General features: G+C 36.5%; 29 protein-coding genes and 1 pseudogene. 1 reads left to right on the top strand and 29 read right to left on the bottom strand.

Annotated features, from left to right (window positions below; translation table 11 throughout):
• Positions 1–92 precede the first annotated feature (92 nt).
• From aroA to prsW, 26 genes are all read right to left on the bottom strand, one after another.
• Entirely contained in the window at positions 93–1,385 is a 1,293-nt protein-coding gene (gene aroA, locus ACQKM9_RS15105) for a 3-phosphoshikimate 1-carboxyvinyltransferase (protein ID WP_427735166.1), read from the bottom strand.
• 16 nt (positions 1,386–1,401) lie between these two features.
• Positions 1,402–2,502 carry a prephenate dehydrogenase gene (locus ACQKM9_RS15110; RefSeq protein WP_427735167.1) on the bottom strand — a complete coding sequence of 367 codons (1,101 nt, stop codon included), beginning with the start codon at positions 2,500–2,502 and terminating at the stop codon, positions 1,402–1,404.
• A complete protein-coding gene (gene hisC / locus ACQKM9_RS15115) occupies positions 2,499–3,599 on the bottom strand; it encodes a histidinol-phosphate transaminase (protein ID WP_427735168.1) in 1,101 nt (366 codons plus the stop codon). Before hisC ends, ACQKM9_RS15110 begins: the two co-directional genes overlap by 4 nt.
• A gap of 29 nt (positions 3,600–3,628) precedes the next feature.
• A complete protein-coding gene (gene aroH, locus ACQKM9_RS15120; protein ID WP_427735169.1) occupies positions 3,629–3,991 on the bottom strand; it encodes a chorismate mutase in 363 nt (120 codons plus the stop codon).
• Positions 3,988–5,079, bottom strand: coding sequence for a 3-dehydroquinate synthase (gene aroB, locus ACQKM9_RS15125; protein WP_427735170.1), 1,092 nt, complete (start codon positions 5,077–5,079; stop codon positions 3,988–3,990). The genes aroH and aroB overlap by 4 nt, the downstream gene beginning before the upstream one ends.
• 2 nt (positions 5,080–5,081) lie before the next feature.
• Positions 5,082–6,263, bottom strand: coding sequence for a chorismate synthase (gene aroC / locus ACQKM9_RS15130; RefSeq protein ID WP_427735171.1), 1,182 nt, complete (start codon positions 6,261–6,263; stop codon positions 5,082–5,084).
• Positions 6,264–6,450: 187 nt separating this feature from the next.
• Positions 6,451–7,221, bottom strand: coding sequence for a CheR family methyltransferase (locus ACQKM9_RS15135; protein ID WP_427735172.1), 771 nt, complete (start codon positions 7,219–7,221; stop codon positions 6,451–6,453).
• 172 nt (positions 7,222–7,393) lie between these two features.
• Complete coding sequence (ndk, locus tag ACQKM9_RS15140; protein ID WP_038190677.1) at positions 7,394–7,813, bottom strand: nucleoside-diphosphate kinase; 420 nt, start codon at positions 7,811–7,813, stop codon at positions 7,394–7,396.
• 91 nt (positions 7,814–7,904) lie between these two features.
• Positions 7,905–8,879 carry a heptaprenyl diphosphate synthase component II gene (gene hepT / locus ACQKM9_RS15145; RefSeq protein WP_427735173.1) on the bottom strand — a complete coding sequence of 325 codons (975 nt, stop codon included), beginning with the start codon at positions 8,877–8,879 and terminating at the stop codon, positions 7,905–7,907.
• A gap of 20 nt (positions 8,880–8,899) precedes the next feature.
• Complete coding sequence (locus ACQKM9_RS15150) at positions 8,900–9,604, bottom strand: demethylmenaquinone methyltransferase (protein ID WP_427735174.1); 705 nt, start codon at positions 9,602–9,604, stop codon at positions 8,900–8,902.
• A gap of 5 nt (positions 9,605–9,609) precedes the next feature.
• A complete protein-coding gene (locus tag ACQKM9_RS15155) occupies positions 9,610–10,398 on the bottom strand; it encodes a heptaprenyl diphosphate synthase component 1 (RefSeq protein WP_427735175.1) in 789 nt (262 codons plus the stop codon).
• A 102-nt stretch (positions 10,399–10,500) separates the two neighbouring features.
• Entirely contained in the window at positions 10,501–10,722 is a 222-nt protein-coding gene (gene mtrB / locus ACQKM9_RS15160) for a trp RNA-binding attenuation protein MtrB (protein ID WP_038190686.1), read from the bottom strand.
• A 61-nt stretch (positions 10,723–10,783) separates the two neighbouring features.
• Positions 10,784–11,353, bottom strand: a complete 570-nt coding sequence (folE, locus tag ACQKM9_RS15165; protein ID WP_083446215.1) for a GTP cyclohydrolase I FolE — start codon at positions 11,351–11,353, stop codon at positions 10,784–10,786.
• 545 nt (positions 11,354–11,898) lie between these two features.
• Positions 11,899–12,171 (bottom strand): HU family DNA-binding protein, encoded by a 273-nt coding sequence (locus ACQKM9_RS15170; protein WP_038190738.1) that lies wholly within the window; start codon positions 12,169–12,171, stop codon positions 11,899–11,901.
• A gap of 191 nt (positions 12,172–12,362) precedes the next feature.
• Entirely contained in the window at positions 12,363–13,865 is a 1,503-nt protein-coding gene (gene spoIVA / locus ACQKM9_RS15175; RefSeq protein ID WP_427735176.1) for a stage IV sporulation protein A, read from the bottom strand.
• A 57-nt stretch (positions 13,866–13,922) separates the two neighbouring features.
• On the bottom strand, positions 13,923–14,639 hold the full coding sequence (locus ACQKM9_RS15180; RefSeq protein WP_427735177.1) for a hypothetical protein: 717 nt from the start codon (positions 14,637–14,639) through the stop codon (positions 13,923–13,925).
• Between the two features lie 23 nt (positions 14,640–14,662).
• Entirely contained in the window at positions 14,663–14,884 is a 222-nt protein-coding gene (locus ACQKM9_RS15185) for a DUF2768 domain-containing protein (RefSeq protein ID WP_227752011.1), read from the bottom strand.
• Between the two features lie 186 nt (positions 14,885–15,070).
• Positions 15,071–16,087: an NAD(P)H-dependent glycerol-3-phosphate dehydrogenase gene (locus ACQKM9_RS15190; protein WP_427735179.1), complete on the bottom strand. Its 1,017-nt coding sequence runs from the start codon at positions 16,085–16,087 to the stop codon at positions 15,071–15,073.
• Between the two features lie 29 nt (positions 16,088–16,116).
• A complete protein-coding gene (gene der, locus ACQKM9_RS15195; RefSeq protein ID WP_427735180.1) occupies positions 16,117–17,427 on the bottom strand; it encodes a ribosome biogenesis GTPase Der in 1,311 nt (436 codons plus the stop codon).
• Between the two features lie 204 nt (positions 17,428–17,631).
• Positions 17,632–18,774, bottom strand: a complete 1,143-nt coding sequence (rpsA, locus tag ACQKM9_RS15200; RefSeq protein WP_427735181.1) for a 30S ribosomal protein S1 — start codon at positions 18,772–18,774, stop codon at positions 17,632–17,634.
• An 88-nt stretch (positions 18,775–18,862) separates the two neighbouring features.
• Positions 18,863–19,453 carry a lysophospholipid acyltransferase family protein gene (locus ACQKM9_RS15205; protein ID WP_427735182.1) on the bottom strand — a complete coding sequence of 197 codons (591 nt, stop codon included), beginning with the start codon at positions 19,451–19,453 and terminating at the stop codon, positions 18,863–18,865.
• A gap of 1 nt (position 19,454) precedes the next feature.
• On the bottom strand, positions 19,455–20,129 hold the full coding sequence (cmk, locus tag ACQKM9_RS15210) for a (d)CMP kinase (RefSeq protein WP_427735184.1): 675 nt from the start codon (positions 20,127–20,129) through the stop codon (positions 19,455–19,457).
• A 259-nt stretch (positions 20,130–20,388) separates the two neighbouring features.
• The gene (locus ACQKM9_RS15215) at positions 20,389–21,039 is read right to left on the bottom strand and encodes a flagellar brake protein (RefSeq protein WP_427735186.1); all 651 of its coding nucleotides are present in this window, start codon (positions 21,037–21,039) and stop codon (positions 20,389–20,391) included.
• Positions 21,040–21,135: 96 nt separating this feature from the next.
• Entirely contained in the window at positions 21,136–22,422 is a 1,287-nt protein-coding gene (locus tag ACQKM9_RS15220) for a PepSY1/2 domain-containing protein (RefSeq protein ID WP_427735187.1), read from the bottom strand.
• 11 nt (positions 22,423–22,433) lie between these two features.
• Positions 22,434–23,216 carry a spore cortex-lytic enzyme gene (gene sleB, locus ACQKM9_RS15225; protein WP_427735189.1) on the bottom strand — a complete coding sequence of 261 codons (783 nt, stop codon included), beginning with the start codon at positions 23,214–23,216 and terminating at the stop codon, positions 22,434–22,436.
• Positions 23,217–23,316: 100 nt separating this feature from the next.
• On the bottom strand, positions 23,317–23,991 hold the full coding sequence (gene prsW, locus ACQKM9_RS15230; RefSeq protein WP_427735191.1) for a glutamic-type intramembrane protease PrsW: 675 nt from the start codon (positions 23,989–23,991) through the stop codon (positions 23,317–23,319).
• Between the two features lie 79 nt (positions 23,992–24,070).
• Between prsW and ACQKM9_RS15235 the strand changes: the two genes are divergently transcribed.
• Entirely contained in the window at positions 24,071–25,039 is a 969-nt protein-coding gene (locus tag ACQKM9_RS15235; protein WP_427735192.1) for an asparaginase, read from the top strand.
• A gap of 500 nt (positions 25,040–25,539) precedes the next feature.
• Here ACQKM9_RS15235 and ACQKM9_RS15240 read toward each other — a convergent pair whose 3' ends face one another.
• From ACQKM9_RS15240 to ACQKM9_RS15250, 3 genes and pseudogenes are all read right to left on the bottom strand, one after another.
• On the bottom strand, positions 25,540–25,743 hold the full coding sequence (locus tag ACQKM9_RS15240; protein ID WP_427735193.1) for a hypothetical protein: 204 nt from the start codon (positions 25,741–25,743) through the stop codon (positions 25,540–25,542).
• A 115-nt stretch (positions 25,744–25,858) separates the two neighbouring features.
• Entirely contained in the window at positions 25,859–26,023 is a 165-nt protein-coding gene (locus ACQKM9_RS15245) for a hypothetical protein (RefSeq protein ID WP_427735194.1), read from the bottom strand.
• Between the two features lie 133 nt (positions 26,024–26,156).
• Positions 26,157–26,537, bottom strand: a pseudogene (locus tag ACQKM9_RS15250) (hypothetical protein); the annotation flags it as partial.

The following is a 26,537-nucleotide window of genomic DNA, read 5'->3' on the forward strand; positions in this document are numbered from 1 at the left end:
TCATTATTTTCAATCATTATGCTACATCACAAATTCTTTATGTACAAGGAAAAACCCTCCTATTTTGCGGAGAGTTTTCGCTTTTAATCTATTCAATTACTTACAGCTTGTACATCTTCAAAGAATGTTGGGTAAGAGACTGCAATACAGTCAGCATCATCTAATTCGACTGCACCTTCAGTAATTAGTGCGGCAATTGCTGCCATCATGCCAATACGGTGATCTCCATACGTTCGAATAGTACTACCAGTTAATGGTGTGGGTCCATTAATAATCATGCCATCATCTGTCGCTACTATATCTGCGCCAAGCTTTTTCAATTCATCCACAACCGCTGTAATACGGTCTGTTTCTTTTACCTTCAGCTCTTCCGCATCTTTAATAACGGTTTGTCCATTTGCCTGTGTTGCTAATAATGCAAGAATTGGGATTTCGTCGATGAGTCGAGGAATAACGTCACCACCAATTGTCGTCCCTTGTAATTCCGATGTCGAAACAGTGATAGTTCCAGTTGGTTCAGCAGCTGACTTATCATTAATTTCAATTGACATTTTAGCATTCATTTCTTGCAACACATCAATAATACCTGTTCGTGTAGGATTTAAACCAACGTTATCTAACGTTATTTCACTATTTTCAGCAACCGCTCCCGCAACAAGGAAAAACGCTGCAGAAGAAATGTCTCCAGGTACAGCAACATGAGTAGCAGTCAATTGTTGACCACCTTTTAGTGACACAATGCCGTCTTCAGTAGTAATTTCCGCACCAAATTGGCGAAGCATACGCTCTGTATGATCACGTGAAACTTCCTTCTCCCGAATAATTGTCGTTCCTTCTACATTAATGCCAGCTAATAGAATTGCAGACTTCACTTGCGCACTTGCCACTGGCATTGTATAGTCAATTGCCTGTAGCTTCGTGCCTTGAATGGCAAGAGGCGTAAATTGGCCATCCATTCGCCCTGTTATTTTAGCACCCATTTCTCTTAATGGATTTATGACGCGTTTCATAGGACGCTTAGCAATGGACTCGTCTCCATTTAAAACTGTATGGATTTTAGAGCCCGCCAGCAAACCAAGCATTAAGCGTGTTGTTGTACCAGAATTCCCGGTATATAAAACATCAGTTGGTTCCTGCCAAGTAGCCATGCCATTACTCTCGATAACGACATTTGTACCTTTCAGTTCAATCTGTACACCTAGTTTGCGGAAACAAGCAATTGTATTTAAACAATCATCACCAAGTAAAAAACCACTTACCGTCGTGCGTCCTTTCGCAATTCCTCCGAACATAATAGAACGATGAGATACTGACTTATCACCTGGAACCGTTATTTTCCCACGTAATGTTGGCTTATTGTAATCTAAAGATTTACTCTTCACCATTCTATTCACCTTCCCTTTATGAAATATAAATTTCGTATGGGCTGCGCTTTTGTATACAAGCAGCAGCACGTTCACGATCTTCTGTATTTTGGAAACTAACAACTAAAATACCGAAGACATCTTCTCGTGTTTCCACGATACGAATATTCGTAATACTTATTTGTTCTTCAGCTAGATAAGCTGTAATTTCAGCAATACTACCAGGATAATCAGGTACATCTACATATAAATCATAGGTCATGTACATTGCACCTTGAGAACTAATCGGTAACTCATCACGCACCGATTTAGCTTTTGCAAAATAATCCTCAATCTGAGTTGCCTCTCCTGTAATCAGAAGGTCCTCTACACGCTTCATTTCAGCTTGCCACTCAGCCAATTGCCCTGCAATTTGTTGGCGATTTTGCATCGTTATATCGCGCCATAGAATAGGATTAGAAGACGCAATCCGTGTTAAATCTCGAAAGCCCCCTGCTGCTAACATTTTTGTTATAGGGTTATCAGCTCCCTCAGCATGTAATTGATGTACTAAAGAGGCTGCCACGATGTGCGGAAAATGACTTACTACGGATGTCATATGATCATGTTCAGAAGCTGAAACACGCATTAATTTAGCACTAGTATACATTAGTAAATTCTGCAGTATATCAATCTTTTCTTCGTCCTCATCTTCTAAAGGTGTGAGCATATAATACGCATTTTCAAAAAGATAAGGCTTAGCCGCTAATACACCACTTTTATGGGAACCTGCCATAGGATGGCCACCTATAAAGGTAACACCATTTTCGCGAAGCTCATATGCTTTTTCCATAATCAAAGACTTTGTACTGCCTGTATCTGTCACAATTGTAGCAGTTGGAAGTCCCCAAGATTTAAGAGACTCCATCCATTCTAGCGTTGCATTTACAGGTGTTGCAAAAATAATAACATCTACTTTTTTTGCTGTTTCCTCTGGATTTTTCGTTACATCTTGGACGACGCCCAGTACTTTTGCACTTTGTAAAGTGTCTGAATTGGCATCAAAGCCAAGCACTCTAACATTCGGTGATTTTTGTAGAGCTAATGCAATCGATCCACCTATTAGGCCAAGCCCTACAACAAGAACAGTTTGTTTCATGAAAAAACTCCTTGCTCCTGTAATACTTCCTCTAATTGTATTAAGAAAGCCTCATTTTGAGCTTGAGTACCAATTGTCACACGAATATAGCCTGGTGTACCTAATGCATTACCACTACGGATAATAAAACCACGTTTCATTAATTCTTGGAAAACAACATCGCTATCAACTTTCACTTCTATTAGGATGAAATTTGTATTAGTTTTAAAGTAGTGTAGATTATTTTTTTCACAAAATTCTTCGATTTGTTTTTTACCTTTATTATTTTCCTCGCGACATTTTTGGATAAAAACATCATCTTCTAATGCAACTTGTGCGATTGCTTGGCTTAAAACTGTATTATTAAAAGGTCCACGCACTGGATCCAATTTTGCAATTAACTCTTTATTGGCAATACCATATCCTACACGAAAAGCTGCAAGACCATATGCTTTAGAGAACGTTCTTAAAATGATGATATTTGGATAGTCTTGAATATACGGGATTGTATCTTTATGTCTAGCGTTTGTAACATACTCAAAATACGCTTCATCTAACACAACCAATACATCAGACGGAACTTTCTTCAGGAATGCTTGTAATGGCGCATCTTCTATCACTACACCTGTTGGATTATTCGGGCTACAAACCCACACAACAGCTGTATTTCCATCAATTGCTGCAAGCATCGCATCTAAATCATGATTACCTTCTACTAAAGGTACTTCACGAATTTCAGCACCTTCGATTTTTGCATTAAGGCCGTATTGTGAAAATGTCGGTTTTGCCATGACAGTATTAACACCTGGATACAATAATGCACGTGTAATAATACTGATTAATTCGTCAGAACCGTTACCAAAAATTAATTCATTTTCTTCTACGCCTAGTTTATTAGCCACTGCTGCACGTAAGTTCGTTGCGTAACCATCAGGATACAACGCAAAGTTAAATGATTCATTTGCTAAAAATTCACGTACTTTTGGTGAGCTACCAAATGGATTTTCATTAGATGCTAATTTAACAATTTCATCTAAGCCAAAATCTTTTTTCACTGCATCAATTGATTTTCCAGGTTGATATGCTTTCATACCTGTGATTTGTTCTTTCCATTTCATCGAACGTTCGCCTCTTTCTCAGTAGTTGATTACTTTGCTAAATCTGGTCTTAATTTAACCGCGTCATTTAAATAAATATGACGAATCGCTTGTTGACTAATTTCCGTATTCACATGCATGAGGACTCGAATACATAATGGCAAGGCATTAGGAACATTCATCTCGTGCATACACATAACCGGTACATAACTCCAACCTTCCATAGTACGTACTGCTTTTGCTGGGAATGCCGAAACAATATCAGGTGTCGTAGAAATGACAACCGATGCAACATCTTCTGCAACAATATTATTAGCTTTCACGATTTCAACTATTAGTTTCTCAGTCTCTGCTAAAACGATTGCCGCCTGATCAGACTGCACCGTTATGGCTCCACGTACTCCACGAATCACGCGAGCACCTCCTTAATTAACACACGAAGAAGACCGTCAATTTCTTGACATTCTTCTATTGATATTTGTTGAACAAACGGCTCACCAATTTTCTTTAATAAAACAAATTGTAATATGCCGTATTCTGCTTTTTTATCTTTCATTAAATAGTCTTGTAGTTGTTCAAATGTAAACTGATTAACTGCATCAAAAGAGTAGCCATTACGTACTGCAAATTCGATGAAGGAGCGTGTAACCGTTGCAGATATTGTTCCGTATCGCTCACTTAAAAGAAGTGCATAGACCATCCCAATCATAACTGCTTCACCATGTGCTAATTTACCAAAACCCGAGGCAGCCTCAATAGCATGACCATATGTATGTCCAAAGTTTAAAAACTTTCGAACAGAATGCTCTTCCTCATCTTCTGCAACAATCCCCGCCTTCACGCGAATACCTTGCTCAAGGTGCTTAGCTAGCTCAGCTTGACTGAAATCCAAAATTGAGTTTGTAGCCATTAATTCCGCTAACCACTTTTCATTTGAAATAAGTGCATGCTTAATCACTTCCGCCATACCAGAACGTACTTCTTTTTCTGGTAAGGTTGTTAAATATGAAATATCATATAACACTCCTTGTGGCTGATAAAATGCCCCAATCATATTCTTCCCTAGCGGATGGTTAATGGCAGTTTTACCACCAACTGCACTATCATGTGCTAATATCGTCGTAGGAATTTGAATAAATGGAATACCACGCATAAATGTGGATGCAACAAACCCCGTTAAATCACCAACTGCTCCCCCACCAAATGCGAAAATAAATGTTTTTCGGGTGCATTTATGTTCCAATAAAAATGATTGCGCTGCAAAAAAGCTTTCAAATGTTTTACAATCTTCTCCCGCTGCTAATACATTCACTTTAAATGGGTATGGAAATTCCGCTGTAAAGCGTTCACTATGTAATTTCCATACATTTCCATCTGTAAAGACGATAATATTATCCGCCTTTGAGAGTTGTTGATCGAATGATTTAACTGCTTCAGTTAAACTATTTGCACTTATTTGTACTTCATACGCATGGGATTTTGCTTTAACTGGAATGTTCATTGTTAAAACTCCTTCGTATATTGTTTATGCGCTGCAAGCTGTTCCTTTAGCTGTGGTAATTGATCACTATGGAAATGCTCCATTACTGCATTTGCTATTTCCCAGGCAATAACATGCTCTGCTACAACAGAAGCCGCAGGGACTGCACAACTATCAGAGCGCTCAACACTTGCTTTAAATGGTTCTTTCGTTTCAATATCAACACTTTGTAACGGTTTATATAAAGTAGGGATTGGCTTCATTACTCCACGGACAACAATTGGCATACCTGTTGTCATACCACCCTCTAAACCACCTAGGCGATTAGAACTTCTAGTATAACCATCTTCCTCAGACCAAATAATTTCATCATGCACTTCGCTACCTTTGCGATGAGCCATTTCAAAGCCTAGACCGAACTCTACCCCTTTAAATGCATTGATACTTAACATAGCAGCTGCTAATTTTGCATCTAACTTACGATCATAATGTACGTATGATCCTATACCAGCTGGCAGACCTTCTACGATTACTTCTACAACTCCACCAATTGAATCACCCGCTTTTTTAGCCTCATCAATTGCTTCAACCATTTTTAGAGATGCTTCTGCATCTGCACAATAGCATGCGTCTTCTTCGATTATTGCGCGGATTTCAGTGACTGATTTGCCGGCAGTAGATTCAGGATTTGCAATAATTCCACCAATTTCAGTAACATGAGAAACAATTGAAATTCCTAACTCTGCTAAAAAGGCTTTTGCTACAGCACCAACCGCTACTCGAACAGTTGTTTCACGAGCAGAAGAACGTTCTAATACATTTCGTAAATCACGATGGCCATATTTCATACCACCCACTAAATCAGCATGTCCAGGGCGAGGACGGGAAATTTGACGTTTAATTTCCTCTGGATTAACATCCTCTGCTAATGGCTCTGCCCCCATGATTTTCGTCCAGTGCTTCCAATCATCATTTGTAACAACCAATGCTACTGGAGAGCCTAAAGTACTGCCATGACGAACGCCTGATAAGATTTCAACTGTATCTGTTTCAATCTGCATACGACGACCTCGCCCATGTCCTCCTTGACGTCTTTTTAATTCTTTATTTATTAACTCTGCCGTAATTGGCAATTGAGATGGTAACCCTTCAATGATTGTTGTTAATTGCGGTCCATGTGACTCTCCTGCAGTTAAGTATCGCATAACACTTTCTCCCTTCAACTCGCTAAAGTATATGTTTTTCACTATAACATATTTCAATCAAAAAAACAGTGAATAAACAGAACTTATGCAAACTCCTATAGATTTAGATTATCTATTTATTTTAGAAAAAATCGCCTTTCGCGTTAATTGCGAAAAGCGTCCTCTCGTTAACCTATACATATTACAATTACAGCTTTCTATAAAAGAACGTATCCTCAATATCTAATTGATATCTAGAAGGATTAAAAATTTGTTCCGTTGAACCCACAAATAATACGCCACCTGAACGGAGTGACTTACTAAAGTTATCGTAAATTTGATCCTTTGCTTCTTCAGTGAAATATATCATCACATTACGGCAAACGATTAAGTCATAGTTTTGTTCATATGTATCTTTTAATAGGTTATGTTTTTTAAATGTGACTGTTTTTTTTATTTCGTTTTTCACCTTATAAAAAGAGCCTTCATTTTCAAAATATCGCTCTTTTATATCACTTGGCACTTCTGCTAAAGAGCGTTCAGGATAAACGCCCGCTTTTGCTTTTGCAATGGCATTTTCATCTAAATCTGTTGCTATAATAGAGATTTGGGATAATGGCACATGATTTGATAATGTCATCGCTAAAGAATACGGTTCTTCACCTGTAGAACAAGCGGCACTCCAAATTTTCAATTTCTTCTTTTGCTGTAATAGACGAGGGAATATTTTGTTTTGAAGAACTTCCCATCTTTTGCCGTTACGATAAAATTCGGAAACATTAATAGTCATTCGATCCAAAAATTCATCTAGTAGTGCACGATCTTTGTCTAATGCATTAAAAAAATCGATGAAGCTTTTAAAGCCCTTTTTTTCATACAAAGATGTTAAACGTCTTTTCATTTGAGCCTCTTTATATAAAGCTAGGTCAATACTTGTCTTTCTCTTGATTTTTTCTACAAATTGTTCGTAATCCGTCATAAGCGTATCTTCCCTCTCCTTCAACCTAGTTCTATTATATCGGATATAGGTAATTTCTTAAACAGTAGTTATGCAGACTTGTTTGACAATTTAAACAAATCTATATAACTATTTATTTCAATGAAATTAAAAAAGCCGTCCGCAAAATTGCGAACAGCTTTGAAAATATGAATTATACTAATTCGTTTTCGTTGAAGAATAAACCGATTTCACGTTCAGCAGCAGCTAAAGAATCTGAACCGTGAATAACGTTGTGAGAAACAGTTGTAGAGTAATCTCCACGAATTGTTCCTGGTGCTGATTCAGCAGGGTTTGTAGCGCCCATCATTAAACGTGCAACAGAGATTACATTTTCGCCTTCCCATACCATTGCAAATACAGGGCCAGAAGTGATGAATTCTACTAATTCACCGAAGAATGGACGTTCAGCATGTTCTGCATAGTGTTTTTTTGCAAGCTCTTCAGTAATTTGCATTAATTTAGCGCCTTTAAGTTCGAAACCTTTACGTTCGAAACGATCTACGATTTCACCTACTAATTGACGTTTAACGCCATCAGGTTTAACCATTAAAAAAGTTTTTTGAATAGCCATTGTTAAAATACAACTCCTTAAGAAATGTTTACAGGTTTTATACCCACCGTAAAATATTATCATTGTACGACAGATAGTTCAACATATAGTATTAAAATTTGCGCTTACCCATATATAATGCGATATCACGCAAAGACTTATTGATCGAATTTTGTGGAAGAGCTTCAACTTCACGTAATGCTTTATGCAAATATATGTCGCTTATCTTCTTCGCCTTCTTAATTGCTTCTGATGCACGAATCTTCCCGAGAAACTCTTGTCTTTCATTTTCGGTCATTGTCCCAGCCAACGCCTTTTCAATGAGAGGACGTATTGCAGGATCATCTTTCACTAACAAAACGGGCAAAGTAATATTCCCTTGTAGTAAATCACTTCCTGCTGGCTTACCAAGTTGTTTGTCTGTTGATGTCAAATCAAGAATATCGTCGATAATCTGGAAAGACATCCCGACAAAATAACCGAATCTCTTTAATTGGGTTGCAACGCGTTCGTCTGCGCCCGCAACAACAGCACCTAGATGGCAACTAGATGCTATAAGTAATGCGGTTTTGCGTTTAATCCTTCTAAAATAGTCTCGCATATTTTGATCGAGTTGCATTTTATCCTCGATTTGGATAACCTCTCCAATACAAATCTCTACCATTGTTTCTGATAAAATTTGATGCGCTTTCGGATTATCGATATCAGTAATATATTGCAATGCTCGTGCAAAAATAAAGTCGCCAGTGTACATTGCCACTCTGTTATTCCATTGAGATTTAACTGTAGGTCTTCCTCTTCTCATTTCCGAATCATCAATAACATCATCATGAACGAGCGAAGCCATATGAATCAATTCCAATGATACTGCTACTTTTTTTATCAGTTCAATATCATACTGACCAAATTTAGCCGCAAGTAAAACGAAAACGGGGCGAATTCTTTTCCCTCCAGCTTTTAGCAAGTGAAGAGAAGCATCATTCAAGAAGTGAGAAGACGAATTCAACGCTGTTTCTAATTCTTTTTCGATGATTTCTATATCTGATTTCAAATCAGAATAGAGTAGTTTTAACTTCATCTTTTCCACGTGAATAAACCTTCTCCCACCTAGTTTTCTTTTTTAAAGCCCATATGCATAGCAGCAGCTCCACCACTATATGCTTTATATTTCACATTTTCGAAGCCTACTTGCTCGAACATCTTCTTCAATTGCTTCATACCCGGGAATTCATCTGCAGATTCTTGTAACCATGAATACTCTTTATAACTTTTAGCAAATAGCTTACCAAAAATCGGCATAATATATTTGAAATATAATCTAAATAATTGACGATACCCAGGAATCTCTGATTGTGATGTTTCTAAACAAACTGCCATGCCACCTGGCTTCAACACACGGTTTATCTCACTCAACACTTGCATATAATCTGGTACATTTCGAAGCCCAAAACCAATTGTTACATATTCAAATGAATTATCTGAGAAAGGCAATTCCATGGCATTCCCTTGTATAAGATTTATTTGAGGATAAGCTTTTGTTTTCTCGATGCCTACATTTAACATGTTTTGACTAAAATCAAGACCAGTTACTTGTCCAGTTTCACCAACAGCTTCTGCCATAGTAATCGTCCAGTCTGCCGTACCACAGCAAACGTCTAAAGCTTTAGAGCCTGGCTTAACTTGCATACGATTCATCGTATCTTTGCGCCATTTTTTGTGTAATTGAAAGCTAATGACAGAGTTCATTTTGTCGTAGCTATCAGAGATATTCTCAAACACTTCATGTACGCGTTCTTCTTTAGATTGCGACACTGTTTTCAACCTTCTCTCGTCGTTTGATGTTCACATGCAATTCGTGGCATGCGATTTACAATGAGCGTTTTCACTTCATCTTGAAGAAATGGAGAAGTTGAAATACTTCGAGTAAATGTAGATGAAAGCTCTGATACTAATTCTTCTAAAATTCTCTCTACTGATCTCTTCGTAGAAGTAAATTGCTCACTTTTCTCAATAGCTGCCACTATGCGAGTCTTCATATGTGTTTCTTGTAAGCTTCGCAATTCATAAGCTAGTCTATTTAATAATAAGCCTTGCTGCACCAGTGGAATATATTGGTCTAAATGATAATGTTTCATAAATTGTTCAATAGACTTCGATTCGATGACAGTTAATGCATCCAACCATTCTGCTATAGGTCGAATAGTTGGTTCATAGATAGCCGTCTTTTTTTCACTAATATCAACGATACCATTCGATAATGAGCGAATCAGAGGGATATTAGGTATCTTAGACAATAGTTGATAATATATGCCACTATAAAAGTCTCCTGCTAAAACAGTTAATTGTTGGTCCTTCGATGTAGCGTCCACTTCATCTATTTGGTCATGCGCATGAAGTGCAGTGTAAATAATACCAATTGTTGTAGATACTTCATCTTGCTCATTTGTCCATATTTCACCATTCAGGAATGGCAACAATAGATAAAACAATGTCTCATTTTCAACGATGGGCTGACCTGTATATTTGAGGAGCGTTCTATGATGCAATTGCATTAAAATATCGGCTTGTAATTCTTGTATTTTGTTATCAATGATAGTTGCATTCATAAACTTTTCTCCATTTCAGTTCATTTCCTGTTGTCATATACTTTACGGAACATTTATATAATTTTCGTGCCATACTAGTTTTTTAAAAATTTAAGTTTATGATTATTTTTTTGCTTCACTATTTACGACGCCATAAGCTGTATGAATTTCTGCTTTACCACGAATTTTCATAGCTGATGTATGCTCTGTAAATTGTGCAATCATAATTTCTCCGCTATCTAATTTTTCGGAGTGATGAAACTTTGTATCTGTACCGCGAGTTAAACCGATCACATGAACGCCATCTTCTTCTGCACGGATTACTATATAGTCATTCTGAGACATATCAACATTCTCCTTGCTCCATTATTTCCTTTGTTCATCATATCACAAATAATGGGCTATTTTAAGACATTTGAATGAATGATAGTATTTCTGATCGTTTTACGTCGTCTTCTTCAAAGATTCCTTTTGCTACAGATGTGATAGTTTTTGCTCCAGGCTTTTTAATTCCTCGCATTGTCATGCACATATGCTCTGCTTCAACAACCACATAAACACCTTGTGGATTCAGCATTTCCATCAACGTATCAGCAATTGTTGCAGTAATTCGTTCTTGCAATTGCGGACGATGCGATACTGTTTCGACAGTTCTTGCTAATTTACTTAAACCTGCTACAACGCCATCTTTTGGTATGTATGCAATATGCGCTTTACCATAAAACGGTACTAAATGATGTTCACACATTGAGAAGAATGGGATATCCTTCACAAGGACAACCTCATCATGACCTTCATGGAAAACTGTTTCAAAATATTTTTTTGGATCTTCATGCAATCCTGAGAACATTTCTTGATACATTTTTGCAACACGCTTTGGTGTATCTAAAAGCCCTTCACGATTCGGATCTTCTCCAACTGCTTCGAGAATCATTTTAATCGCTTGTTCTATTTTATTTAAATCCGTAGTAGTCAACATTAATCCCCCATTATATATGCATTACTAGTTACCTTGTGATGTTAGCACAATCAAAGCAAAATGCAAAATGCATTGCCTAATATTAGAGCGGGTATTTTTGGTGATTTATCCATTGCTTTTTTATCAAAACTCTATTGGTTTTATATTTTTTGATTTACTCAACTAAATAGGTCAATATTCGCTTTTCGTTACAAACCCTACTCTATCAATTCTAGCTGGAAGTTTTGTAGAGAATATCTCTGTCCTCTTAAGTACCCTCTAAATTCAAGAACTCATTTATTCACCATTTTACATTTAAAAGCTATCTAACTATATAACATACGAAACTAAAAAAGTGAATAATTCTAAAACAAAAAGTATCTTTAACGCTAAATACCAGCAGGAGTTATTACAATTCCCTGCTCCTCATACCAGAAATGAACAAGAATTACATATTTCTTGTTCATTTCTAGTGTGCTATTTTATCAAAAAAATAGACTAGATAAGAGCAAACAAAAAGAACAGCCTTCCGGAGAAAGCTGTTCTATGTACCCTAGATACTATTATTTGACAGCATCTTTAAGCGCTTTACCTGGTTTGAAAGCAGGCACTTTGCTAGCAGCGATTTCGATTTCTTCACCTGATTGTGGGTTACGACCTTTACGAGCCGCACGTTCACGTACTTCAAAGTTACCAAAACCGATTAATTGTACTTTATCACCCGTTGTAAGAGCTTCTTGAATTGTATCAAATACTGCTTCAACTGCTTTAGAAGCGTCTTTTTTAGAAAGACCTGCAGCTTCAGCAACAGAGTTAACTAATTCTGTTTTATTCACACCATTCACCTCCTCTCAAGGGGCATTGACTCAATCATGTAAAAAGATTATCACAACCGAAAACCCTATGCAACAATATTTATACTCCTTTTACCTAGTTTAAGCAAATATAATCCCTATAAAACGCAAAAAAACCTTTTTGCACGGTCACAAAAAGGAATTTTTTGCTTTATTTATAAGTAAACTGGTAATTACAAAATGAAAGTTACCATGCCACGGTCACCTTGGTTTACCATTCGTTCAATAGTTTGACGCATTCTCGTTTTTGCATGAGCTGGCACAGCATTTGTTTTATAAGCTATACTTTCCTTCATGACCTCATAAAGCGGTGTACCAAATAATTGGGTATTCCAAAGTGCATCTCTATCATGATAATATCCGTGTTTCAAATCTTTTAATAGCTGCTGACTATGAAACTCAGACCCTATTAACGGAGCAAATTCTGCTTCCATATCGATACGTAAAATATGATAAGACGGTGCATTTGCCTTCATGCGTACACCAAAGAAATTATTTTGTTTAATGATTTCTGGTGGTGTTGGTTCAAGTTCTTGCATATTAGGTAGAGTGACTCCATAACCGTCTTTTTTAGCCTTTTCAATAGCTTCATGGAAGCGTTTATGAGCCTGTCTAGCTTCCTGTGATTCTTTAATAAATAACAACCATTCTTTTTTTGTAACCACCGGTTCATCCAAAAATTGTTCACAAATTGATTGATATATATCATTTTTTACTTGAAGAGTAATTCTTGCACTACCCATGCCTGGATTGACATCGGTCACTTCTGCATTAGAAATATAATCTTCTTCACTTAATTTAGTTGCAATATGTTTGACATCTCGTATTTTCGTCACGGAATCACTCCATGTAGCGATAGCATCATTTAAAGAGATATTAATAGGATTCGTTTCTCCAATGACCTCCATCCAATCAGGGCGCTCCACTTCGATTGATGTAATTGGAAATTCGTAAAGTGCTTCTTTCAAAATTTCATTTACTTCTTGCACACTCATTTGATCCGCAGAAGTACTAATTACTGGTACCTGATAGCGATCTGACAGCTCATTTTTCAGCGCCACAGTATCTTTATGTGCGGGCATTTTACTATTTATTACCACAACAAATGGCTTACCTATTGACTGAAGTTGCTCAATTATTTCAATTTCTGCTTTTTCAGCTGCCTGCCTTGGAATACCATTGACAGAGCCATCTGTAGTAACAACAATACCAATATTTGAATGATCACGGATGACTTTATCTGTTCCAATTCTAGCTGCTTCCTGGAAAGGAATTGGCTCATTATGCCACGGCGTGTGAACTAATTTCGGACCATTTTCGTCTTCATATCCCTTCACACCGTCAATAATATAACCCACACAATCAGCCAGCCTAATTTGCATCGTAAGAGGCCCTTCTCCTACTGCAATTTGTGTTCCTTTAGCTGGGACGAATTTAGGTTCAGCTGTCATTATTACAGGGCCTGGAGAGCTTTGAGGCAGCTCGTCCTGTGCTCGTAATCGCTCTGCTTCATCTGTGATGTTTGGCAATACCATAACTTCCATTACACGCTTTGTAAACGTTGATTTTCCTACTCGTACCGGCCCTACTACCCCAATATATACATCACCGTTTGTGCGCTCCACAATTTGCTCATATAATTGTTCTGAAATGTGAATCCCTCCTATTCTACGCAATCTATTCTATGCATGAAAAAAACGTTTCATGCTAAAAGCATCAAACGTTTTAGAAGGTTATTTTTTATCGGTTAAGAAAATGACTTCATTCTTATTATTTACTGTATACGGTAAAGAATAGGCTGGTAGAATAGCGTATTTATCCGATAATAAATAACGGATGTCATCGCCTGATTTTACTTTTGGATTATCTTCATCTAATATACGTTGTAATTCAATAGAATAATCAATACAAATTTCTCCACTCCCTTTTACAACTAAAGGTAGATTTACACCCGAATAAGGACTTGGAACTGAAGGTGATTTTTTGTAACCCATCTTCTCATAATCCATTTGATAAATATCACCAATAATTTTATCAGAGATTGGTACGAAACCATTCACACCTTTTTTTATGTTCAATTCACGAATTATTTCTGCACCTCGTAAGTCTACTAGTTTAACAAGAGGTTTTTTACTCTCTGCATTCCAAATGACATATTGATAAATTCCACCCTTTTCATAGGCATTCCCAGGAATTTTGTCTAAATGACCATTTAGTAATTTATCGAATTGAATAGGGTACTTAATATATTGATCTACATTTTCTTCACGATTTTGGATAGGTAGCAATCCGCCTGAAGTCTTTCTAAAAGAATCTATCGCCTTTTGGACTACTATTAGTTGTGCCTCATCTGGAACTTGATTTTCAGCTCGTTCTGATTGCGGGTACATACAGCCAGATAAAAGTGTAGCTATTACAGCCACCAACAATAATATTCTCATTTTTTTCATATACTTACCTCATTTTCTTAGGATTACCATGTGAAGACGACAAACATCATCGTCAAGAAACCTATGAATAAAAATAAATAAGAGATCAAAGCTATAATTGAACTCACTATTGCATTTTTGATTTTATGACGACTTAAGTAAATTAACCCCATCGCTACTAACATAAAACCAATAGAATAGAAAGATATCCACATCATATCCATTGGAGAAAAAGGAGTACCATTTAGTAGGACTAAGCTTGACAACAGACCAACCACCTTTCTTAACTAGAAACCGTTTCCATTCTCACAGATGAAATTATATCACAAAAAAACAAGAGGTGAGGAAGCATCACCTCTTGTCCATATTAATAATAGAGCTTGATATCACTGTATTTTAAACACTTTTACAACGGTTATGTTTATCGTACAATTTTGTGACAAATATCACAATTATTCAAAGAACCCTGCCATTTCGTGTGTTTTCATACGTTGCATTAGCTTCTCTACACCTTCAGTAGCATTTTGTTCTTCAAATAGCACCTCAAATAGCGCTGATGTGATTGGCATTATTACATCGTATTTCTCAGCTAGCTGATGTGCCCCTTTTGTTGTACGGACACCTTCTACAACCATGCCCATTTGGTCCAATACTTCCTGCAACGTCATACCTTTACCAAGCATATTCCCCGCACGCCAGTTACGTGAGTGAACACTTGTACATGTGACGATTAAATCACCCATACCAGCAAGTCCTGAGAACGTTAAAGGCTCTGCACCCATTTTCACACCTAAGCGTGACATTTCTGCTAAACCTCTTGTAATAAGCGCCGCCTTAGCATTGTCCCCATATCCTAAACCATCAGTTACCCCGGCAGCTAAAGCAATAACGTTTTTCAACGCACCACCCATTTCTACTCCAATAACATCTGTATTCGTATAAATACGGAAATACTGATTCATAAACAGATCTTGGACGCGCTCGGCAGATGCCAAGTTTTCACACGCTGCTGCCACAGTAGTAGGATGATGCAACACTACTTCTTCAGCATGACTTGGACCAGAAAGAACAACAATGTCTTCAATTAAAGCTTCGTCTATTTCTTCTCTCATAATCTCAGAAATGCGTAATAATGAATCAGGTTCAATTCCTTTTGAAACATGGACAAATAAAATTTTACGATCTAAAGTTTTCATCATTTTTTGACAAGTTTCGCGAATACCCTTTGTAGGGACAGCCATGACAATCACGTCTGCATGTGCAACTGCATCTGCTAATATATGTGTTGCTTTTAATGTAGTTGGTAGTTGTACACTTGGTAAATACTTCGCATTTGTGTGTTGCTCATTAATTTCGTTGGCTTGCTCTTCACGATGTGACCAAAGTAGGCAATCATGTCCATTTTCAGCTAATACTATTGCTAGTGACGTGCCCCATGAGCCCGCACCAAAAACTGTTACTTTATCCATGTTTGGATCCCCCCAACTAGATTTAACTTTTATCCTCGGGCACGTGTAATCAAACGAATTGGCGTGCCTTCGAAATCGAATGTTTCACGAATACGATTTTCTAAGAAACGTTCATAAGAGAAGTGCATAAGTTCTGGTTCATTTACAAAGACAACAAATGTTGGTGGCTTAATAGCAACTTGAGTAACGTAGTAAATACGTAATCTACGACCTTTATCAGTAGGAGCAGGGTTTCTTGCAACAGCATCCGCGACAACTTCATTTAAGATACTTGATTGAATACGCATAGAGTGATTTTCATTTGCTCGGTTAACAACTGGCAATAATGAATGAACACGTTTTTTCGTTTTCGCTGATACGAATACGATTGGCGCATAATCCAGGTATTGGAATTGCTCGCGAATCACTTTTGTTGTATGGTTCATCGTCTTTTCATCTTTTTCAACAGCATCCCATTTATTTACGACGATAATGACTGCTTTACCCGCTTCATGAGCGTAACCAGCAATTTTCTTATCTTGTTCTTGGATACCTTCTTCGCCGTTTAAAACGACTAAGACAACGTCTGAGCGTTCAATAGCTCTTAGTGCTCGAAGTACACTGTATTTTTCAGTAGTTTCGTACACTTTCCCTTTTTTACGCATACCCGCTGTATCAATGATGACGTATTCTTGTCCATCAAATTCATAAGGTGAGTCAATTGCATCACGTGTTGTACCAGCAATATCACTTACGATGACACGTTCATCACCTAAAAACGCATTTACTAAAGAAGATTTACCAACATTCGGACGGCCGATTAAAGAGAATTTTATGACATCGTCACCATATTGCTCTTCATCATCTTCTGGGAAGTGTTTTGCCACTTCATCCAGTAAGTCCCCTAATCCAAGGCCATGTGAACCTGAGATTGGGAATGGTTCGCCAAATCCTAATGAGTAGAAATCATACATCATTTCTCGCATATCTGGATTATCAATTTTATTAACAGCTAAAACAACAGGTTTCTTTGTTTTATATAAAATTCTCGCAACGTGTTCATCAGCTAATGTTACGCCTTCACGACCGTTTGTCATCAGAATGATAACATCTGCTTCATCCATGGCAATCTCTGCTTGGTGACGAATTTGGTCTAAGAAAGGCTCTTCTCCAATATCAATTCCGCCAGTGTCAATAATATTAAATTCATGTGTTAACCAATCCGCAGAACTATATATACGGTCACGTGTTACTCCTGGAATATCTTCCACGATAGATACACGTTCACCTACGATTCTGTTAAAAATAGTCGATTTCCCGACATTCGGACGGCCTACGATCGCTACGACCGGTTTCGTCATAATTTATTCATCCTTCCAACTTCTAATAGTACATATTATACAACAAAAAAGGCGATGGTACCTTATAAGTTCCCCATCACCAACAATTCAAGTCATCATATATGTATATATTACAATGATACACAGGGCATTACAAGAAAAAAACAGGCGGATGTGAGAAGAACCCGCCTGTCCCATATAGTTATTTGTTACATTTAACGTTTTTTATTCAGAGAAATTTTTTAATTTGTCACCAATAACATCTGCAAAAGAGAATCCTGATGTTTCTTCAGGTAGATCGTAGTCAGTAAAATCTTCCTCTTCAACATTTTCAAGCAACGCTTTTATACTCAACGATAAGCGGCTCTCGTTTTTATTGACATCGAGTACTTTTACTTCAACTTCTTGACCTTCTTTTAGTACTTCATGTGGTGTTGTAATGTGTTTATGTGCAATTTGAGATATATGCACTAAGCCTTCAACACCCGGGAACACTTCAACAAAAGCTCCAAAGTTTACTAATCGTTTAACAGTACCTGTTAGTACAGCGCCTTTTGGTGCTTTCTCTTCTACTTCTGCCCATGGCCCAGGCAATGTTTCTTTAATAGAAAGTGAAATACGTTCATTGTCTTTGTCTACAGACAATACTTTAACAGTTACCTTTTGACCTTCCGAAAGAACGTCTGACACATTTTCCACATGCCCATGAGACACCTGTGAAATATGGACTAAACCATCTACACCACCAAGATCGATGAATGCACCAAATGAAGCCAATCGTTGAACAGTTCCTTCAAATACGTCACCTTCATGGATACCGCCTAATAATTGCTCTTTTTTAGAAGCTTTTTCACCTTCTACGATTGCTCGATGAGATAAGATTAATCGGTTTTTGTGTTGATCCATCTCAACAATTTTAAAGGCCATAGTTCTACCTTTGTAATCTTCAAATGATTCAACAAAATGATCTTCTACAAGAGATGCTGGTACGAAGCCACGTACACCTAAATCTACCACTAGGCCGCCCTTCACGACATCTTTTACTTCCGATTCGATTACTTCACCATTTTCAAACTTGGTTGTTAACACTTTCCACGCATGAATAGCATCTACTCTACGTTTTGAAAGAACATAATTCTCTTCTTCTACTTTTGTAATGATTAATTCAAATTCGTCGCCGACTGAGACTGCGTCGGAAGCTTTATCAACATGCAAGCTTGATAGCTCACTGATTGGTACGACACCATCGAATGGTGCACCTTCAATTGATACGGTTACTGCCTTTTCTTCAACTTGAGCAACGATACCTTTGACGATATCTCCCTCACGGAATTCTTGACCTTGATTCAAGTTCTTTTCTTCAGACATATGTAATCCTCCTTCACAACGTTCCATCTCTATTTTATTCCAATTCTCTTACAAAAACAAAAATTAACTCTTTTTTATTGGAATTTTTTTAATTTTTATTATAATGTTCATCAAGTAACTCTTGAATACTCGCCATAATGACCTCTGTTACTTCTTCAGCTTTTGCTCGACGTTCTCTATAAGGTGCGATATCAATCGGTTTACCATAGACCACTTTTAAGCGTCTGAATGGTTTGTACGGCCCAATAATGGCACATGGCATTACATTTGCTTCGCCTTTTAACGCGAAAAATCCTGCACCAGAAAAACCTTTACCAAGAGTGCCTGTTTTGTTTCTTGTACCCTCAGGGAAAATACCAACCACTTGACCTTGTTTCAATAAATCAAGGGCAGTGCGCAACGCTTGGCGGTCGCTTAACCCACGTTTAACTGGAAATGCATGAACACTTGGTAAAATACTTTTCAATATAGGCAATTTAAAAAGCTCTTCCTTTGCCATAAAATTCACTGGTCTAGGGGAAGTAATTCCTACAACAGGTGGATCAAGTGCATCTATATGATTGGAGCAAAGTAAAATACCTCCCTCTTTTGGGAAGTTCTCAAGGCCAATCACTTCCATACGGTAAATCGGTTTTAAAGCGGTAAAGACAACAGATTTAGCAAATTGGTAAAAGTCCATCTTATGCCATCCTTTCACGCACTAATTTTAAAATAGCATCTGCTGCTTGTTGAATAGACAGCTCAGTTGTATCTAAGAAAATGGCATCTTCTGCTTGCACAAGTGGAGAAGCTTCTCTTTCACTATCTAATTTATCACGTAGTGCAATCTCTTCTTGTAATTGCTCAATAGTAGAAACAATACCGCGTTGTTTATTATCTTCAAAACGACGACGTGCACGTTCTTCAACAGTTGCAGACATGTATAACTTTAATTCGGCATCTGTTAAAACAGCTGTTCCGATATCACGACCGTCCATAACAACTCCGCCTAATTTCGCCATTTCTTGTTGGCGTTGAACCATAATTTCACGCATAGCCGCATGTGCCGCTACTTTAGAAACATTACTCGTCACCTCATTTGAGCGAATTTCTTGAGAAACATCTTGACCATCTAAAAATACAAGTTGTCCATTTTCTGAAGGTTTTAACGTAATATCAGTCTTCCCTAATAAGTTTGTTACACTTTCCGCATCTTCTAAATTTATATTTTCTTTCAATGCTTTTAATGTAAGAGCTCGATACATAGCACCTGTGTCAATGTATGTATATCCGAGAGCTTCTGCTGCAATTTTAGCAATTGTACTTTTACCTGCTCCAGCAGGGCCGTCAATTGCGATTTGAATATTCTTTTTCACGGTTTCAACCCCTTCTTTCCGTAATATTGTATCACAACCGAAATGCTGAGGCGACACGTTTAACTACGAATCATGTAATGCTTAAAAACCAAAATCTTGCTATAATTTTCGGCACTTAAAATAATCACTATCATATCGCTATAGCTACTGTTTAAAAATATTAGCAAAAATAGTGGAGTGGCTGTACTTAAAGTCCACTACTTCACATATTCACCATAAAAATAAAAAGTCCTCTAAAATTCAGAGGACTCTTTGATAATTAAAAAGCTGTTTCTTTTTTTCGCATTAATAGCTGTCGTTCAAAACAGAAGCGCACTATATGTTGACGATCCAACTCATCTGTATCAGTAAAGTGTAACGGTGCAATAACACTGTCTTCTCTTTCAATAATTCGAATAACCGATGCCCTCGTTTGAATATATTTAACATCCTTATTAGAGAAAGGTAAAACAATCGTCATATCAAATTCATCATTTTCTTTAAATGCAACTTTTTGATTTAAAATGATTGCTAAACCACCAGCGCTAATGTCTTCTGTGACAAATTGATAATATTCATCCTTGAAGCGTATAGCGACATCCACAGGTGTTAAGACACGAACGAACTCTCTTCGTTGTATTTTAAATATTTCTTCGTCGGTTGGAAAGGACAACATAATCATCGGAATATTCGCTTTTACCCTTCCAAGTACTTCTGTTTTGAAAGCATGGGCTATTTTCTCTTCATCAATAAAAGATGCACGGAATTGACTGCCCCTAGCTAAAAAGGAAGTTCTATTAGTAGTTGTACTTACTGGATAGTCAATATAAATATTACCATCTTTCTGTTCCACAACTTTACATTTAAAATGTTCTATAGATTCTGAATTGATGGGTTCTAACGTGATTATTGTACCAATTTTAAGTTCCATCTCAATCTCCCTTTATGCCACTTTAGTAGTGGTTTAATTATGACATGGATTGTTAAATTATGCTAGAGACAATACAATATACCCCTTGCAATTGGTCTATAATTTTTCATTCTTGATGATTTCGCCCGTTTCTGTATCTACCAATACTCTAAATGTAAGCGGAACATTCTTATTGTAATAAACAACTGTCAACTCGTAGCACAAACGTTCTTCCATTCTATCATTTTCACTATAAGATAAAGCTTCTTCTACAATTTCAACATTTTTATCGAAAAACGTTGTCCAATCAATTTTTTTCATTGGTTGATCTTTTAATGTTTCTTTTTGAATATATTCCATACCATTAATCCCAATGATTTCACCATTGTCTTTTGCAATTTTCACTTGTACGCCATCGGCATATACTTTCGCTTTATTAGATGGGTTAATACGTACATAATTTAAATGCCATGCCATTGTATTTTCTCTAGATGCTTCAATTTTGAGATCATCGAAGCCTAGTTCTTTCATCTGTTTATTGGCCTTGTTAATAAGTTCTTCTTGGCTTAATGTACTTTTATCTACTGGTCGTTCCACTAAAAACGATAGTAAGTGTCCGCCTTTTTTCGTAATATCTGCATAACCTAATCTAATTCCTTCATGGAAAGTAATATGATAGAACGGATATGGAGCTGTTTTTTTACTTTGTTCAATACGAATTGTTGCTTTTTCATATTGCGGGAACATTTCTTTAAAACGTGCTAAAGCTTCTTTTTCTGAAATAACTTTATCATTTAATGCTATTAAATCTTTTTTCTTTTGATTATCCGTTTCACTTGTTGTTAACGGAAAATCACTTTCTGCATATGATTTTACCGTTGCAGATAAGTTCGTAAAATTATTTTTTACATCCATATTTGTTAGTTGATCTAGCCATTTATTATAATGCTTATCTTCTTGTAATAAATGCGCTGTAGCAACGTCCCACTCACTTGAAAAGGAACTTAAATTTGAAGCTACATTGGAAATACTTTTATTCCAATCTGCTTTCGAGTCTTCAGAAGTCATTGTTAATTTCGCTTGATTACCTAAACGCCCTAAATAATTCATCCATTGCGTTGTAAAGTCACGATCTAGTGGTAAACCTCCAATTGTTTGACGAATGTCTGAAGATAAACGCCAAACATCTTGTAATGAGTCATTTAATGCAGTAGGGTCACTAAAAAGCAGGGATTGCTGCACAGCTTTTTGTAGCTCATTTAGTTGGCTAGAAGCATCTGACATCTGATTCGTATATTGAGCATGTAATAACTGTTTTAAATTTGTTTTTTCCTTTGCAGACGTGTAACTAAAAACCGAAAGAACTATAACAGCATAAACAAGAAAGAATGTTAACTTTTTCAATCAAGCACCTCCTATAAGCAAAAAATATGCTGACCTATTGTTTTGATTTGTTGTCTTGTCCAAATCCATTCACTAGTAGCTGTTTTTGGATTAAAATAATAGAGCGCATTTTCAGTAGGATCCCAACCGTTCATCGCATCAATTACTGCTTCCATTGCACGCTCATTAGGTGTTAACCAAATCTGACCATCTGCAACTGCAGTAAAAGCTCTAGGTTGGAAAATAATACCCGAAATGGTATTTGGAAATTCCGGACTATCTAATCGATTTAAAATAACAGCTGCTACAGCAACTTGACCTTCGTATGGCTCACCTCTGGCTTCACCGTAAACCGCATTTGCCATTAATTTCAAATCTTGATCAGAATATTTAGTTGGTAATTGTGTATTAGATTGTGAACCCGTTCCCTGTTGAACTTGTTGTTCTAATGATTTACCACCATAATGTGTAAATCGATTACCCTTATTTAACTGCTCCATTACAAATTCTTTATTATAATTTGAAGCAGCAGTTAATTTTTTCTTCGTCGTTGTACCAGCAATTCCATCCACTTTTAACCCGTACTTCTCTTGGAAGTTTCTTAGGGCCCAATACGTACCATAACCAAACTTACCATCAATTTCCCCAGTATAAAAACCGATATATTGCAACCTTGCTTGCAATTCAATTACATCATCGCCATTAGCTCCTCTTGCAACCACTTGATTAGAAAATGCTTCTCCGCGATGCACATCGTTCATTGCGAAAATAGTGAAAGTCATAAGTATGATGAGAAGTACTTTAAAAAGTCTCATTGATTGTGAGCCTCCTTTTTCGTAGAATGTCTCAATCTACGTTTTTTATACAAAACCAACTAAAAAAATGCCAAGAGAAGTAGAATATTTCTCTCGGCATTTATATTTTTTTTTGAGCATATAGATGTTGAATTAAGTGATAGTGTGCTTGTTTTACTTTTCTTAGCCCGAACCACCATAAAAACAACATAAAAGGAATCATTAAATATGACCAATGATCTTGTGAAAAGAAGATTAAATTGTATGCGTTGTGAAGTAGAATAGGTGCACATAATGCAACTACGATATATTCATTTACTTGTTCTTTCTTAGAAAATTTCGATTTCCCTAAATAGTAACCCATGACGACACCAAATAATGCATGGCTGGAAACTGGCATTAAGGCACGTAAAAATGCAGTGTTTACACCGTATGAAAGTAAGTATAAAATATTTTCTACTGTCGCAAAACCTAATGAAATGGCGACACCATATAATATCCCATCATATGGATCATCAAACTCAACATGATGGTAAATGGCAATCATTAAAATCAACCATTTAAAAAATTCTTCAATGACTCCAGTAAAGACGACATTTTCCAAGATTGGGTTTGAAAAAATCTGCTCTTCTTGAAAAACATACTGTAAAAATAGAATAGGGAACGTTAAAATTGCACCATATATAAATGTATGGAACAATGTTCTCCGAGGCTCCGTAGCCATCTGATTCCGTAGGTAAAAAAAGCTAAACAGCGCGAGGCCAGGAGCAATCGCCACTGTTAATAGGATAAACATGTAGTTGCTCCTTTCAATCTATGTCTGTTTATTATACCATTCATATCATCTAGCAAAAGTAATCCAAGGAGGATTTGTCATGAAAAAAACAATTTTATTAATACATACTGGTGGAACGATATCAATGCATGTAAATGAGGAGTCAGGTGCTGTTGTTCCAAAAGAAACTAATCCTTTAATCGTAGAAAGTAAAAAACTAAGACAGTATGCTGATATTATAGAATTAGATGCTTTTAATTTACCTTCTCCACATATGACACCTATTGAAATGCTCAAATTGAAAAATTTTATTTTAGAAGCAGTCAGTAAGCAAGTAATTGATGGTGTTGTCATCACTCACGGTACTGATACTCTAGAGGAAACAGCTTATTTTCTTGATTTAACAATGAATTTGGAAATTCCTATTGTCTTAACAGGAGCTATGCGCTCTTCCAATGAATTAGGGGCAGACGGAGTTTATAATTTAGTAGAAGCTATGAGAGTTGCTATTTCCGAAAATGCAAAAAACAAGGGTGTACTAGTTGTAATGAATGACGAAATTCATGCAGCTGCTAACGTTACAAAAACCTCAACTTCGAATGTCGGCACTTTCCAAAGTCCACAGTATGGACCACTTGGACTTATTACTAAAACAATGATTCATTTTCACCACGCTCCTTTGCAAAAACAATATGTAGAAGTGTCTACAATTGAAAAAAAGGTCGCTTTATTCAAAGTATATGCAGGCATGGAAGCTGACCTTTTATTGTCGGCAATAGATAGTGGTTACGATGGTGTTGTTTTAGAAGGTTTAGGCCAAGGTAACGTCCCACCAGCTGTCGTAGCCGGCATTCAAGCACTGCTCGATCATCAAATCCCAGTCGTTTTAGTTTCACGCTGTTTTAACGGCATTGCACAAGGCGTTTACGGTTATGAAGGTGGCGGCAAAATGCTGGAGGATATGGGTGTCATTTATGCTCCAGGGATTAGTGGCCAAAAAGCTCGACTTAAACTTTTAATCGGCTTAAATCAAGTGCATTCCCCTATAAAAGTTGCACATTTCTTTTAATAATTTTTCTACTTTTATCATTATCAATAAAATAAAAGAGGGCTGTCTAACAAATCTGATTTCGACTCATTGACGACCCTTTATGAAAATCAAGGATGTTGATTGAACAGCATTCTTGATTTTTTTATTTAGTTTTTTTGGATGAATTATCCGTATTGGAAAGTACATTTAAAGTTTTTAAAAAGCTCTCTCAATATCATTAGTACCTATTTGGATGCTTTAACTTCCAATTCCATTTAATTTAGTTCATTTATAATCTGTTGAATTGTTTTCATGCTCTCTATATCTTTTTGTCTAAGTTTTCTTCTTGTTCCTAATTCATGAACTTTCTTTTCTTCAAGTAATTGGTGTGGACTTAATACACAAACTGAAACTCCCTGTAAATTATAAAATTTCGTAGATAAAGCATCAGACCTCCATATCCATTCTTAATAAATTGAAGATACTCATTTAATTCTTCATCATTAAGTAGAACAGAACTGATATTCCTAGCACGTCTGTTAGCTTTCACGTTTAGTATGTAGAACAATCTTACTCATCACATTTCTATAGAAGTAGCATTCACCATCATCAATTTCTGTCTCTTTTGTTAAATAGTTAAAGAGAGCCTTTAATGCATGCACCGATAGCTCAACAACAGCTGGACCTCTGTGTTCAACTGTAGTCTTATCTTGTGATATGTTTTCTTCTTTTAAAAAGTCCAAATATTACTCAATTGTTTCTTTTTTCATTACTTCAAGTTCTGCATAGGAGAAAGCAGTTATACTGGGAGCACTTATAATGCCTTCAGAAAGTGCCCTATTAAAGAAATGCTTATATCTATCTATATAGATACTGTAAAAGTGTGTTAGGGGATAGACCAGCGCGTTTTTTAGATAATATATATTCTTTTACATAATCCGGCATTGGTTCCTGGTGTTTTTCTATTAAAGCTAATACTTGTTGTTGTTCAGGTGTAAGAGCCAAACCGTTCACTCCATTCATTATTCACAAAATCTAATTTTAACGAACATTCGTTCTTAAAAAAGATAACACAATCCTCATACTAAATCTAGTGAGAAAGTAGTGGATTGTGCTAAAGAGGTAAGGTATGCATTTAGACATCTACTATATTGGCTTAATTAAAGACCTCTGATTCTAAAAGGGGTATCTCCAATAAAGCTAAAGCTGATTTAAGTAATACGACAATTTTCAAATAGCTGTTTTTATTTAATGTTTCATAGTTATAACTACCATGAAGAATAGCATTTCGATTAATTTTAGTTAAATCTTTCGGTTTACTATCGAATAAATCTATATACGCATTCATAACAGTTAGACCATTTATCAAATTAATACTTTCAATATTCTCTACTACTTCTATATTTTTCTTTACAGAATTAATTAATTTCCCTCTGAACTGATGTATGTAAACATTTTGGTGCTGATATGATTTTGTAAGCATTCCTTTTGCCCAACGGCTTATTACATTGTCAAATGCACCGAATAAAGGGAAAAT

It is taken from the genome of Viridibacillus sp. NPDC093762 (genome assembly GCF_050279675.1).
In the GTDB taxonomy this organism is placed as follows: Bacteria; Bacillota; Bacilli; order Bacillales_A; family Planococcaceae; genus Viridibacillus.

Coding starts and splice junctions, on each gene's coding strand:
- aroA (WP_427735166.1), bottom strand. CDS start 1,385: ATGGTGAAGAGTAAATCTTTAGATTACAATAAGCCAACATTACGTGGG.
- ACQKM9_RS15110 (WP_427735167.1), bottom strand. CDS start 2,502: ATGAAACAAACTGTTCTTGTTGTAGGGCTTGGCCTAATAGGTGGATCG.
- hisC (WP_427735168.1), bottom strand. CDS start 3,599: ATGAAATGGAAAGAACAAATCACAGGTATGAAAGCATATCAACCTGGA.
- aroB (WP_427735170.1), bottom strand. CDS start 5,079: ATGAACATTCCAGTTAAAGCAAAATCCCATGCGTATGAAGTACAAATA.
- aroC (WP_427735171.1), bottom strand. CDS start 6,263: ATGCGATACTTAACTGCAGGAGAGTCACATGGACCGCAATTAACAACA.
- ACQKM9_RS15135 (WP_427735172.1), bottom strand. CDS start 7,221: ATGACGGATTACGAACAATTTGTAGAAAAAATCAAGAGAAAGACAAGT.
- ndk (WP_038190677.1), bottom strand. CDS start 7,813: ATGGCTATTCAAAAAACTTTTTTAATGGTTAAACCTGATGGCGTTAAA.
- ACQKM9_RS15155 (WP_427735175.1), bottom strand. CDS start 10,398: ATGAATGCAACTATCATTGATAACAAAATACAAGAATTACAAGCCGAT.
- mtrB (WP_038190686.1), bottom strand. CDS start 10,722: ATGTCTCAGAATGACTATATAGTAATCCGTGCAGAAGAAGATGGCGTT.
- ACQKM9_RS15180 (WP_427735177.1), bottom strand. CDS start 14,639: ATGAAAAAAATGAGAATATTATTGTTGGTGGCTGTAATAGCTACACTT.
- ACQKM9_RS15190 (WP_427735179.1), bottom strand. CDS start 16,087: ATGGATAAAGTAACAGTTTTTGGTGCGGGCTCATGGGGCACGTCACTA.
- der (WP_427735180.1), bottom strand. CDS start 17,427: ATGACGAAACCGGTCGTAGCGATCGTAGGCCGTCCGAATGTCGGGAAA.
- rpsA (WP_427735181.1), bottom strand. CDS start 18,774: ATGTCTGAAGAAAAGAACTTGAATCAAGGTCAAGAATTCCGTGAGGGA.
- ACQKM9_RS15205 (WP_427735182.1), bottom strand. CDS start 19,453: ATGGACTTTTACCAATTTGCTAAATCTGTTGTCTTTACCGCTTTAAAA.
- ACQKM9_RS15215 (WP_427735186.1), bottom strand. CDS start 21,039: ATGGAACTTAAAATTGGTACAATAATCACGTTAGAACCCATCAATTCA.
- sleB (WP_427735189.1), bottom strand. CDS start 23,216: ATGAGACTTTTTAAAGTACTTCTCATCATACTTATGACTTTCACTATT.
- prsW (WP_427735191.1), bottom strand. CDS start 23,991: ATGTTTATCCTATTAACAGTGGCGATTGCTCCTGGCCTCGCGCTGTTT.
- ACQKM9_RS15235 (WP_427735192.1), top strand. CDS start 24,071: ATGAAAAAAACAATTTTATTAATACATACTGGTGGAACGATATCAATG.
- ACQKM9_RS15245 (WP_427735194.1), bottom strand. CDS start 26,023: ATGAATGGAGTGAACGGTTTGGCTCTTACACCTGAACAACAACAAGTA.